The organism is Parabacteroides merdae ATCC 43184 (assembly GCF_025151215.1).
Taxonomy (GTDB): domain Bacteria; phylum Bacteroidota; class Bacteroidia; order Bacteroidales; family Tannerellaceae; genus Parabacteroides; species Parabacteroides merdae.
The window spans coordinates 736,864-749,886 of the sequence record NZ_CP102286.1 but is presented as its reverse complement, the minus strand read 5'-3'; the positions used below and the strand labels follow the sequence as shown (position 1 = coordinate 749,886).

Here is a 13,023-nt window from a genome sequence, read left to right as displayed (position 1 = left end):
ATGAAAAAAGACAATCATCAAGCGATAAACCGTCGCGATTTCCTGAAGATTGTAGGAATCAGCACGGCAACTACCGCCCCGTTGCTCTCCGGGTGCAGTTCGGACAGCGGGATGGCCTCAGGTTCGGGAAGCTCCACCCCTATTCCCACGGACCGGATGACATACCGCACGACGCCGTCCACAAAAGACAAAGTTTCCATCCTCGGTTATGGATACATGCGCCTGCCGACCATTGCCAAAAACAGCGCAAGAGACAGCGATGACGAAATCGACCAGGAGATGGTCAACCGGCTGACTGACTATGCCATCGAGCACGGTGTGAACTACTTCGACACCTCGCCCGCCTATTGCAAAGGACGTTCGGAACATGCTATGGGGATCGCCCTCAGCCGCTATCCGCGCGACAAATATTATATCGCCACCAAGCTTTCGAACTTCTCTCCCGACACATGGAGCCGCGAAGCCTCTATCGCGATGTATAACAATTCGCTCAAGGAGCTGCAAGTCGATTATCTCGATTATATGCTGCTCCACGGGATCGGCATGGGTGGTATGGAAGCCTATGAAAACCGGTATGTCAAGAACGGCATACTCGACTTCCTGCTCGAAGAACGCAAGGCAGGACGTATCCGAAACTTAGGTTTCTCCTATCACGGAGATATAGAGGTGTTCGATTATTTGCTTTCGAAACACGACGAATATCAATGGGATTTCGTCCAGATCCAGTTGAATTACCTGGACTGGAAACATGCCAAAGAGATCAACCCGCGAAACACCGACGCGGAATATCTGTACGGGGAATTACAGAAACGGGGGATTCCCGCCATCATCATGGAGCCACTCCTCGGAGGACGGCTTTCGAACGTGCACGACCATATCGTCGCCCGCCTGAAGCAACGCGAACCGGGACGGAGCGTCGCCTCCTGGGCTTTTCGGTTTGCAGGCTCGTTTCCCGGCGTGCTCACCGTGCTGAGCGGCATGACTTACATGGAGCACCTGCAAGACAACCTCCGCTCCTACTGTCCGTTGCAACCGTTGACGGAAGAGGAAAACCGTTTCTTGTTCGACACCGCCGACTTGATGATGCAGTATCCGACCATCCCGTGTAACGACTGCAAATACTGTATGCCTTGTCCTTACGGTATCGATATTCCGGGAATTTTGCTTCATTATAATAAATGTGTGAACGAGGGGAATGTCCCTCAGAGCGGACAGGATGAAAACTATCGCGAAGCTCGCCGGGCTTATCTGATCGGGTACGACCGCAGTGTACCGAAACTCCGCCAAGCGGATCATTGTACTAGTTGCAACCAATGTAATCCACACTGTCCGCAGGGAATCGATATTCCGAAAGAACTACAGCGAATCGATCGTTTCGTCGAACAACTGAAACAAGAGACATTATAAATCCAAACAGCCGTCCCGATTTCGGACGGCTGTTTTTTATCTCCAAAAACACCGTCCCGATTTCGGACGGCTGTTTTTTATCTCCAAAAACACCGTCCCGATTTCGGACGGCTGTTTTTTATCTCCAAAAACACCGTCCCGATTTCGGACGGCTGTTTTTTATCTCCAAAAACACCGTCCCGATTTCGGACGGCTGTTTTTTATCTCCAAAAACACCGTCCCGATTTCGGACGGCTGTTTTTTATCTCCAAAAACACCGTCCCGATTTCGGACGGCTGTTTTTTATCTCCAAAAACACCGTCCCGATTTCGGACGGCTGTTTCTATGTCCAAAAATGCCGTCTTGATCCTCGGAAATTATATTCCCCCCTTTAAAAGTAATTTCCTCTGAGGTTTAAACACCATATAGTTGAATACCAGAAACACCGCAGTTCCTAACAGGGCAAAAAACGAACCGATCAATGCCGTACTTTCCAGCCCTGCCCCATGTTCGATCGACAATCCTCCAAAATAAGCCCCCACGGCATTCCCCAAATTAAAAGCAAGCTGGACCATCGCCCCGCCCATCATCTCTCCGCCAGGAGAATATTGAAGCAACAACAATTGCTGTGGAGAAGAAACGTAAGCATTCGATAAACTCCCCCTTTCATTCTAAAAATGTGATATTACTTTTGTAATCAAAGTAAAAAAGCTCAATTGTTATGTCACATCAATGGACCATGGAAGATTTTGAATCTATTTATTCCCGTTTCAAGTCGAGCGGACTGTCAGTTATGGATTTTTGTTCGAATGAATGTATTCGTCCCAAACGTTTCTACGAGTGGCGTTCCAAGCTGTTGCGCAAAGGCGGCTTTATCCCGGTAAAGGTAAACAGTAAGGGCCAGGTCAGTCTTCCCCATAAGGAGAAATCCCTGCTGTCTGCCCCTCCGGTCAGCCCGTCGCCAATTCCCCAGCCGCTATGTGAGATCTCCTATCCCAATGGCGTCACAGTCCGCTTGAACAGCCCTTTGTCACCGGAGGTATTGCAAACCCTGATATTTTTGAATTCAAACCGTTAGCCTATGTTTTCTTTGAATGAATCCAACAGATATTATCTTTACCCGTATCCGACAGACATGCGTAAGAGTTTTTATACGCTTAGCGGCATCGTGACCAACCAGATGGGAAAGAATGTACGGGACGGTGACGCTTTCATTTTTATCAATGCGAATTGTACCTGTATGAAAATCCTCCATATGGAATATGGTGGTCTGGTGATATACCATATGAGGCTGGAACATGGGCACTTCCATCTGCCGGTCATAAATACGGAGGAAGGTCGGATTAAAGCGATTGAAACCTTCTGGAATGACCTTGTGATGATGGTTCAAGGAATGGACGGCAGCAAGGTCAGGCGTTATAAAAGGAGTGGTTTCCATGGGTTGTAGTTGTAACAAATTATAACATATACAATGCCGTATTCCGGCTGTTTTTTAGTATCTTAGCATCATATTTAAACGATTATGCCAACCGATAAGGAATTACTGATAAAGGATCTCATGCACAAATGCGACTGTCTGTATAGAGAAAACAGCCGGTTGAAGGAGATGGTGTCCACGCAGCCCCTTAAAGCTGCGGACAAAGAGGTGTATGAGGCTTTATTGTCTGACAAGGATGCCATAATCGCCCAAAAGGAAGCAAAAATCAACAGTCTGGAGCAACGTGTATCCTATCTTGAACGGCAGTTGTACGGTAAGAAGGCGGAAAAGTTCATAAAGCCTGACGCCCAGGACCGCTGGCTGGATTTTGAAGGCTTTGACATGCTTCCCCAGGAGGCTGAAGCCGCAGAAGAAGCAGAAAAGGAGTTGAAGGCTACCAGAGAAGCGATCATCGCCCGTAAAAAAGCGGGGAAGCAGCATCCTGCGAGAAAATCCCTTCCGGAGAATCTTGAGCGTGAGGTGGTCCATATATATCCCGAAGGGTATAATCCGGAAGAGTGGACGCTCCTTCCCGGAGAGGAAGTGACCGAGATCCTTATGCACGAGCCCGAGAAGTTCTATATCCGCAGGATAGTGCGCCATACAGCCAAACGGAAGGGTACAAACGAGTTCAAGACCGGCCCGCTTCCCGTCATGCCAATAGCAAAGAGCTATGCCTCTGCCTCATTGCTGGCAGACATGATGATAGGGAAATATGTGGATCACATACCGTTCCACAGGCAACTGGAACAGTTCAAACGTGTGGGGGTACATCTCCCCGCGTCAACGGTCAACGACTGGTTCAAGGATGTGGCGGATTTGCTAAGGCCCCTTTACTTCCGATTATGGGAGCTGGTGATGCAGACTGACTACATACAGTCGGATGAAACGACAATCCCCGTGATGAATGACGAGAGACACAAGACGGTCAAAGGTTATATCTGGCTTGTGCGCAGTGTCATGACCGGACGTCAGTTCTTTTACTATGACAAGGGTTCCCGAAGTGGAAAGGTGGTGCTGAAACTCTTCGGCAAGTTCCGGGGAGCCATACAGACGGACGGATACGAAAGGTACGAGATGCTGGACGCCAAGAAAGGTATTATCCTTCTTGGCTGTTGGGCCCATGCACGCAGACATTTTTGGGAGGCAAGAAAGAATGACATGCAGCGTGCCGACTATGCGCTCGCACAGATACAGTTGCTTTATGACGTGGAGCGTAAGGCTGACGATGAACGCCTGACTTACGAACAGAGGGCTGAACTTAGGGCACGTCTTGCATATCCCATACTTGTGCGCTTCGAGAAATGGCTGGTCAATGAATATCCCAAAGTAATGAAAGACAGTCCGATCGGAAAAGCCATAAAATATACATACGGAAGGTTCGACAAACTCTCCAGGTACCATCTGGACGGTCGTTACAGACCGGATAATAACGAGATAGAAAATAAAGTGCGGCCTGTCGCGTGCGGCAGACGTAATTACCTGTTCTGTGGCAATAATGATGCCGCTGAAGATGCGGCGGTGCTCTACTCGTTCTTCGGCTGCTGCAAGGCTGCCGGGGCTGACTTCCGCACGTGGCTGATCTACTTCCTTGAACATATACATGATTATGACGATGACTACTCGATGGATCTGGCCGAATTGTTACCTGACAATCTGTTATCCAAGGGCAAGATATTATCCGTTACGTCACCGGAATCTCCCAAGAAAGACTCCTGATACCTTCGTAAATCTCGCCTAAACACGGGAAAACTACCGTTTTATGCCAATCAAGACGGGAAAATAGGGAATAAAGTGCCGTTTTTATCTTCATTATCCCCGATAAATAGGGAAAATAAGGGAAAGAATACCCTTTTATACCAATTATGGCGGGAAAGTAGGGATAAAAATATCGCTTTATCACATTTGTCACAGGAAAATAAGGGGCAAAGGGGAAAAACTTCCTTTTATCCGCTCCATTAGTAGGGATAATATCAATTACTATAGAACCCGCACATCTTTGGGTTGAATTGATGTAACAATAAATCATAGAACGATAAAATGAATAAACGACATTATGAACATACGTTACCCAATATACGAGGGAGTTTATCGAATACTTACGAAGAAACTGCAAACAGGCAACCAGTACAAACGCACATCAGCAAAGCGGACAAAAAGCCGTACGAAGCAAAAAAATAAATCAGCAGAAGTGATGCAAACATCAGAAACTGCATGGACATCGCTACGATACCAGGTGTAAAACGATCAGACAAATGCCCTCCCAAATAGTTACCGACACACATGCTCGCACCCGCCAGCAACATCAATACAGGCATTGTCCCGACACTGAAACCGGACACCTCCGTCATTAACGGATTGACATAGCTATACCAGCAAAAAGCTCCCCCGTTTCCTAACATGGTAGCAGCAATCAGCATCCACGGTTCCGGCCTTCTCAAAAAACGAAACTGCCCTTTCAGATTCGTCGCCGGCAGGGCGGGCAAAACAGGAACCCACCTCCGGATAAACCAAATCGTTACGCCACCCCACAACGCTGCAATCACAAAAACCAAACGCCAGGACAGAAAGTGCCCCAGGAAATTCCCGGCCGGGACACCGAACAAATTGGCAATCGTCATCCCCATAATCATAATAGCTACAGCAGAAGTGCTTTTCCCTTTCTCCGCCAAACGGCTGGCAACAATCGAACCGACTCCGAAATAAGCCCCATGCGGCAACCCCGATACAAACCGGGCACACAACCCCATCCAATAATCGGCCGACAGAGCCATAAGCAGATTCCCGGCAACAAAAAGCCCAACCAAAGCAAGCAAGATCGTACGTAGCGGCCAACTCCTGGCCACCACCACTACCAACGGCGCTCCCACACATACACCCAACGCATAAGCCGAAATAAGATGACCGGCTTCGGATAAGGAAATATCAAATCCTGCCGCCACATCCGGCAAGATACTCATCATAATAAACTCTGCAATCCCCAACCCAAATGTGCCAAAAGACAATGCATACAAACCTTTCTTCATAACCTAATTCAATCTTTCTGTTTTTCCGGCCGCAAAGAAACAACAAAATTATTAAGTGTAATTGTCGCAGATTATGCAATTATTGTCTAATTTTACTGTGTTTTATCAGAAAGTTCATCCGACATGCATGAGAAACTAAAATTCGAACAAATCAAAAAAGATAGTTGTGCCTCATTACGCTACGATTATTCCAGCTTGTACCCGAAAGACGAAATGCCTCTTCATTTTCATCCCGAAATAGAAATATGTTATGTTGTGAAAGGTTCAGGCTACCGGATGATAGGCGACTTTCTGGAGCCGTTCGAGGAGGGAGAAGTCGTACTGGTCCCGACCAACCAACCACATTGTTGGATGTATAACCCCGAAAGTTGCGAGCCTGATGGAAAACGGAGATGCATAGTTGTGCAATTCAATCCCGACTTGCTACAAACCGGCCTGTCTTTTTTTACCGAATGGGAATATGCCGCTCACCGGTTATCGGCAATCCAGCAAGGCATCCTGCTGACAGGCGAAACAGCCGGAAAAATCAAATCCTGCTTAGAAGAAATGAACCTCCTGAATGCAAGCGAAAGGATGCTGATGTTGATCCGCATCCTGCAACAAATCGGAACCACAACCGATTTAATCCCTATCGGTTTGCAGGAAACGGCATTCAACGGCATTACCAAAAACATGCAACGCATGCAACTGATCTTCAAATACGTCATCGAGTATTACAAGGAGAAAATAACTCTTTCGGACGCCGCAAACGTAATCAGCATGAGCACAACGGCGTTCTGCTCGTTTTTCAAACGTGAAACAGGCAAAACGTTTACAAACTTCATCAACGAATACCGGATAGAGGCCGTTGGCACTTTACTCCGCAACTTTCCGGATAAGGACATTAACGAAATAGCCTGGCAATGCGGCTTCACCGACATTCCCTACTTCAATCGTTATTTCAAAAAGATGAAACAGATGACTCCGAAACAATGGAGATACAAAATACAATAAAAAAAGAATATCCTAATATGAATGCAGAAATTATCCGATTCTTAGACGATTTACGACGAAACAATAATACCGTCTGGTTCCATGAAAATAGAGAACGATATGACAAACTTCGCTGCGCTTTTATCAACGAAGTACAAGAGTTAATCGAACGAATCAGTGTATTTGATCCTGATATACGGGGATTGGATGCACGGAAATGTCTGTTCCGTATTAATCGCGACATCCGTTTCAGCCTCGACAAGTCGCCTTACAAGACTTATATGTCAGCCTGTATTGCTCAAGGAGGACGTCATAGTATCCGGGGAGCTTACTACTTTCATCTTGAACCGGAATACTGCGTACTGTCCGGTGGTATCTGGTATCCCAAACCGGAAATATTGAAAGTCCTTCGACGTGAAATATACAATAACATAGATGAATTTGTTTCCATCATCGAAGAGCCTTCTTTCAAAGCTCTGTACCCGTCACTCGAAGGGGACATGCTAAAACGTATCCCGGCAGGTTTCCCCTCCGATTCTCCTTACGGTCATATATTAAGGCACAAAGACTTCAGCGTTATAGGTATTAAGCCCGACAGTTTTTTCAGCCAGCCGGACTGGATGGAAGAAACCATCGATTGTTTTCGAAAGCTTCTTCCATTCAACCGCTTCCTGAATGAAATTGTGGATGAATATATGGGAAATCTGTAAAAATACTATTTCCCGCAAATATCCTTAAACGGACAATACATGCAGGCTTTGCCGTTCGGGGTTTGCACGAATGGGGTTTCTGTGTCGAAGATTTCATCCAAGCAATTTCGCAGGCTGTCTTCAAAATCCGTGCGATAGTTGGCGAAGTCCAAAACCTGTTCTGTTTTGAACCGGTCTGTACGATGGTAAATTCCAGGATCGAAAGAGGAAGAAAAGAGGGTCCTCATATAATAGATACCCGGCTGAATAGCAGTTGAAAGCTGAACTGACCTGTTATACATCCATGCATACATAAAGACCTGCATAACCGCTTTGGAACGATCCGTATCTGCTTTGTCGAAAAGAGCTTCTACAGAGGTAAACTGCGTCGTCCCGCCCCCACTCTTATAGTCAATAATGCGGACGACATCGCGTACTTCGTCTATACGGTCGATAAATCCTTTCAACTGGATATTGCTTTTATCCGTCAATGGGAAAAGGCATTTTATCTTCTTTTCCGATTCGATATAACGGAAAGGAGTCTGCTTTGCGTCACGTTCCAACACTTTCTCCACATATTTGCGAATCATCTCGCCGATCAGGAAATTTTGTCCGGTGAGTGGACGAACAATGTCCGTTTTAAAGAAAATTTCGGCAAAGGCACGGGCAACTGCTCCCGTCAACATAGGCGTATCTTTTCGGATCGCTTTCAGCAGATCAGCCGTCACCATCTTTCCGCAGAATGGCTGATACAATTCTTCCATCACCTTATGCAGGATACTTCCAAAAACATTACTTTCAATCGTCTCGCTTACCTCCTCTTCTTCACGTATTCCCTCGACAACGGAGAAATAGAATTTAAGCGGACAATCCAGATAGGTATTGACTGCACTCGCCGATATCGCTCGCGTCCCGCCACTCCGGAAATCAGCCAGACGGTTCATGACTTCCTCCGTCTTAGCTACCTGCAAGGCAGGAGTCTTGGAAGAAGAGACATTGTAAACAACCAACTTATTCTGTATCGGCTCCTCATAATGATAATGCAACTGATGCACGAAACGGCTAACCTCGCCTGTCTGCAATCCGTTGCTTCTTGTATCATAAAGCAGACTGACATGGCTGGCACGATAAATCAAACGATAGAAATGATACGCCCAAACACTGTCCTGATGTTCGTATGTCGGCAAACCGAATCCACGACGAAGATTATAAGGAATAAATGAATTAGCCGCTTTCCTCAACGGGAAAATCCCTTCATTCATCGAAAGGATAATCAACCGGTCAAAGTCAAGCGCACGAGTCTCCAAAACACCCATGATCTGCAAACCGGAAAGAGGTTCACCATGGAAAGGAATCGTAATTGTGTCCGTCACACGTTTCAGCAAACGGAAATAGGTGTCGATTTTCATTTCTACATTCGCCTCCCGCATGACTTCCTTCATCCGGTTGACCGTAGCGAAATAATGGAAGATAAACTCCTGTTCGATGTCGTTAATAGTTGAAAGTTGAGAGTTGAAAGTTGAAAGTGGCTCCGTGTCACTATTTACACTTTCAACTTTCAACTTTCCACCTTCAACAGCTTTATTCAGTTCCTGCAACACGTTAATCAAATAATCGGAGAAAGTTTCCACCGCAGTCACCGGAGTAAAGAGGATGGACAACAATGGCGTCTTATTCAGATCGTCATACGATATGTAAATCTTGTTGTTTTCTGAAATATTTTTTACCAGATTAGAAACCACCTCTGGAGAAGTAGTCGAGATATACCGATGGTTCAGGATTGGCAAGACATCCCGGAAATAGAACACCGGCCTCCGGTCCACATAACGAATATTCTTTTGCAAAGCCAGAATATATTCCATCAAAGATGCAACCGGTGTACCGGCCAACGGATATCCCATCGTCACATTGATCCGTTTGATCTGTTCGGGAATGGCATTCAGAACCGGAATCAACAAATGTTCATCCGGCAGAATCACAGCCGTCCGCAACGCTTCTTCCGCACTCATTTCGTCTTCCTTGCAAAGCTCGTTCAGAATGCTGCACACTTGCTTTGCCTGTCCGATTCCGGAAGGGATGCCGATCACCTCGATCTTCTTTTTGTCGTCATCTTCATTGTCAATAGTCAATTGTCCATTTTCAATTAATTGCGACGGGAATTGCCGCAAATTGCGCTCCACGAAGTAAGAGGCTTTATTATCTGGGTCCGTCACTTTCGGAGAGGCGTAATCCCAGTAAAAATCAGCTATTCCCCGTTTTTGCAATCCGGAAAGGAAACGTTCTTCAGCCACCGAGAGGGCATTCAGTCCGACAAATACAACCTTTGTATAGGGCAGGTCGCAACATTCGTCTTTCTCCATCTGTTCGACAACTTCCCGGAAAATCATACCTTCATATCCTTTGCCTTCGGTGGCAAGCGCTTCCCGCAAATCGGTATATAGGGCATATAAAATCTGCCAGACCGCCAGAAATTGTTCCTGGTTGGGCGTATCTCCTTTCGGGTAAAAAGAAGACCAAAAAGTCCGGATAGCCGCAATTTGTTCAGGGCTCAGAAAACTAAAATCATTCTCTATCTCACGCAGGTCCGTCACATTGGTGAAGAGCATACGGGCATCTGCCATATATTTATCGATATCGTCAAAATCATTCAGCAGCATTTCCCCCCAATACAAGAACTCGTCGAACGTTTCGGAAGAACCGCTATGTCTCAAATAAATATCATATAGTTTAAACAGCATGCTGATCCGATCGGCAGCCTGCTTTCCGCTCAACTGTACAAACAGATCGTTGATCGTCAGGATCGTCGGCGAGAAAAGAGGCTTCTCAGATACTTCCGACAAGTATTTCTGGAAGAACAGCCCGGTACGGCGATTCGGGAAAACAAAGGCCAGACGGCTCACTTCCGCCCCGTATTCAGAATAAAAAAGGGATGCAACCTGATATAAGAATGGTTTCATTAATTGTTTGGATTAATAAATGATGATTTATCAGTGTATATTACTGTAATATATTTTCTATCATTTGTATTTCTTCCGCTGAAAAGGCTGTATTTTGTAACGCCTTCAGGTTATCTATCAACTGTGCAACCGAACTGGCTCCCACCAGGACGCTCGTCACCCGGTCGTCTTTCAACAGCCAGGCAATCGCCATTTCCGCTAACGTCTGTCCGCGTTGTTTGGCAAGGTCATTCAGTTGTCTTACTTTATTTATTTTTTCTTCCGTCACCTGTTCACGTTGAAGATGGCCTGTAGATTTGGCCGCACGCGAATTATCGGGAATACCGTTCAGATACTTATCCGTCAACATGCCCTGTGCCAATGGCGAGAAGGCGATCATCCCTACTCCTTCCTGCTTCAACAGAGGCAACAAGTCCGGTTCGATCCTGCGATCCAGCATCGAATAACGCGCTTGATGGATCAAGCAAGGCACACGATGTTCTTTCAATACGGCAAGTGCTTTTTCCGTCTGTCCGGCAGTGTAATTCGATATCCCGACATACAGGGCTTTTCCTTGGCGGACGATGTCAGCCAATGCTCCCATCGTTTCTTCGATCGGCGTCTGTGGGTCCGGACGATGCGAATAGAAAATATCCACATATTCTAATCCCATCCGCTTCAAACTCTGGTCAAGGCTTGCCATCAGATACTTGCGACTTCCCCAGTTGCCATACGGACCAGGCCACATGTCATATCCGGCTTTTGTGGAAATAACAAGTTCATCCCGATATTGCCCCAGACCTTTCTTCAGGATACGGCCGAAATTTTCCTCTGCCGATCCATACACAGGACCGTAATTATTGGCAAGATCAAAATGTGTAATCCCATTGTCGAAAGCGGCATACGCAATCTGAATAAAGTTACTGAACACATCTACACTGCCGAAATTATGCCATAATCCCAGAGAGATGACCGGCAATAGCAATCCGCTCCGCCCACAACGCCTATAAGCCATATCGGCATACCGGTTATCATTTGCTTTGTACATTTCCATATAAAGATATTTTTATTACAATGAATCTTTTCAGATATACAAATATAATCAAGAATACCAAAAGAACGGGCAATTCGGATAAAATGATCGCTTCTCGGAGGAAACAACATCAACCGGGTATAAATAAAAAAAGGCTATCCTCACGGACAGCCAATCTTCATTGTTAACCTTAAATCTAATACCATGAAAAACACAGTGCAAATATAGAGAGTTTATGTTATGCAGCATAATATTTCCACAAAAAAAAGCTTTCTCTTAACCTGATTTAACCATTTCATGTTTTACAACATAATTTTTCATACACTTTTGACTTAGTCATTCCCTGCACAAGCAACAGACACATTATGATTGAAACAGCCTACAATACTGAATAAAAACGATCCAAACAAAGAGGCGACTGCCCGCACCGGGCAGTCGCCTCTTTCCTACCGATCTGCTAATGATCGGAAAATTAATTCTTACTTATTGAAACGTTCTTTCAATTTAGCCAACATATCCTGAGTCATGGAATCCAGATCATATTCCGGTTTCCAGCCCCATTCCTCACGGGCACACGTGTCATCCAAAGAGTTAGGCCATGATTCTGCGATAGCCTGACGTAACGGATCCACATCATATTCCATCTGGAAGTCAGGAACATACTTTTTGATGTTGTTGTAGATAATTTCAGGATCAAAGCTCATGGATGCAATGTTGAAAGAATTACGATGAACGAACTTCGTCGAATCGGCTTCCATAATTTCAATAGCTGCACGCAGACCGTCCGGCATATACATCATATCCATGAATGTACCCTGCTTGATCGGACATACAAACTTCTCACCTTTGGCAGCCGAATAATAGATATCAACTGCGTAGTCGGTCGTACCACCACCCGGAGGTGTCACATAGGAGATAAGTCCCGGAAAACGTACGGAACGGGTGTCGACGCCGAAACGGATGTTGTAGTAGTCACTCAACAACTCGCCTGAAACTTTCGTAACACCGTACATAGTACGCGGGTTACGGATCGTATCCTGCGGAGTCTTGTCTTTCGGCGTGTTATTGCCAAACACACCGATTGAACTCGGAGTGAATACAGCACAATGCATTTCACGTGCAACTTCCAATACGTTAAACAAACCGCCCATACCGATTTTCCAGGCAAGCTGCGGTTTTGCTTCTGCAACGGCTGACAGCAGTGCAGCCAAGTTATAAATCGTATCTACCTTATATTTGGACACAGTCTCAGCAATCTGCTGTTCGTTTGTAATGTCGACAATTGCAGAAGGTCCTGATTCCAGCAGTTCGCCTTTAGGCTCCTGTCCGGGGATGTAACCTGCTACAATGTTTCCACCGTAGATACCTCTCAACTTCATGGTTAACTCTGATCCAATCTGACCGGTAGAACCAATTACTAATACATTCTTCATTGCGTTTGATGTTCTTTTAAGTTTTTTCGATGGCAAAGGTATAGAGAATAAAAACATTCCGGTATGAATTT

The 13,023-nt window shown here is 45.8% G+C and carries 9 protein-coding genes and 2 pseudogenes; 6 read left to right on the top strand and 5 right to left on the bottom strand.

Annotated features, from left to right (window positions below):
• Positions 1–1,407 carry an aldo/keto reductase gene (locus tag NQ542_RS02935; protein WP_005650260.1) on the top strand — a complete coding sequence of 469 codons (1,407 nt, stop codon included), beginning with the start codon at positions 1–3 and terminating at the stop codon, positions 1,405–1,407.
• A 356-nt stretch (positions 1,408–1,763) separates the two neighbouring features.
• On the opposite strand, the pseudogene NQ542_RS02930 reads toward NQ542_RS02935, so the two are convergent.
• Positions 1,764–2,027 (bottom strand): annotated as a pseudogene (locus tag NQ542_RS02930) (MFS transporter); the annotation flags it as partial.
• 80 nt (positions 2,028–2,107) lie between these two features.
• On the opposite strand from NQ542_RS02930, the gene tnpA reads away from it, so the two are divergent.
• The 3 genes from tnpA to NQ542_RS02915 all read left to right on the top strand — a co-directional run bounded on the left by tnpA (position 2,108) and on the right by NQ542_RS02915 (position 4,582).
• On the top strand, positions 2,108–2,464 hold the full coding sequence (gene tnpA / locus NQ542_RS02925) for an IS66 family insertion sequence element accessory protein TnpA (protein WP_004319780.1): 357 nt from the start codon (positions 2,108–2,110) through the stop codon (positions 2,462–2,464).
• Positions 2,465–2,467: 3 nt separating this feature from the next.
• Positions 2,468–2,833 carry an IS66 family insertion sequence element accessory protein TnpB gene (gene tnpB, locus NQ542_RS02920; RefSeq protein ID WP_004312010.1) on the top strand — a complete coding sequence of 122 codons (366 nt, stop codon included), beginning with the start codon at positions 2,468–2,470 and terminating at the stop codon, positions 2,831–2,833.
• 75 nt (positions 2,834–2,908) lie between these two features.
• Positions 2,909–4,582 carry an IS66-like element ISBf10 family transposase gene (locus tag NQ542_RS02915; RefSeq protein WP_004312011.1) on the top strand — a complete coding sequence of 558 codons (1,674 nt, stop codon included), beginning with the start codon at positions 2,909–2,911 and terminating at the stop codon, positions 4,580–4,582.
• A 383-nt stretch (positions 4,583–4,965) separates the two neighbouring features.
• Here NQ542_RS02915 and NQ542_RS02910 read toward each other — a convergent pair.
• Positions 4,966–5,889 (bottom strand): annotated as a pseudogene (locus tag NQ542_RS02910) (MFS transporter); the annotation flags it as partial.
• Between the two features lie 123 nt (positions 5,890–6,012).
• On the opposite strand from NQ542_RS02910, the gene NQ542_RS02905 reads away from it, so the two are divergent.
• Positions 6,013–6,882, top strand: coding sequence for an AraC family transcriptional regulator (locus NQ542_RS02905; protein ID WP_005638889.1), 870 nt, complete (start codon positions 6,013–6,015; stop codon positions 6,880–6,882).
• 17 nt (positions 6,883–6,899) lie between these two features.
• Entirely contained in the window at positions 6,900–7,571 is a 672-nt protein-coding gene (locus NQ542_RS02900) for a DUF2461 domain-containing protein (protein ID WP_005650266.1), read from the top strand.
• Positions 7,572–7,576: 5 nt separating this feature from the next.
• Here the strand turns inward: NQ542_RS02900 and NQ542_RS02895 are convergent, their stop codons facing one another.
• From NQ542_RS02895 to NQ542_RS02885, 3 genes are all read right to left on the bottom strand, one after another.
• Positions 7,577–10,507, bottom strand: coding sequence for a PD-(D/E)XK nuclease family protein (locus tag NQ542_RS02895; RefSeq protein WP_005638885.1), 2,931 nt, complete (start codon positions 10,505–10,507; stop codon positions 7,577–7,579).
• Between the two features lie 40 nt (positions 10,508–10,547).
• Positions 10,548–11,540 carry an L-glyceraldehyde 3-phosphate reductase gene (gene mgrA, locus NQ542_RS02890; RefSeq protein WP_005638883.1) on the bottom strand — a complete coding sequence of 331 codons (993 nt, stop codon included), beginning with the start codon at positions 11,538–11,540 and terminating at the stop codon, positions 10,548–10,550.
• A 458-nt stretch (positions 11,541–11,998) separates the two neighbouring features.
• Positions 11,999–12,952, bottom strand: a complete 954-nt coding sequence (locus tag NQ542_RS02885; protein ID WP_005642513.1) for an NAD-dependent epimerase/dehydratase family protein — start codon at positions 12,950–12,952, stop codon at positions 11,999–12,001.
• Positions 12,953–13,023 lie beyond the last annotated feature (71 nt).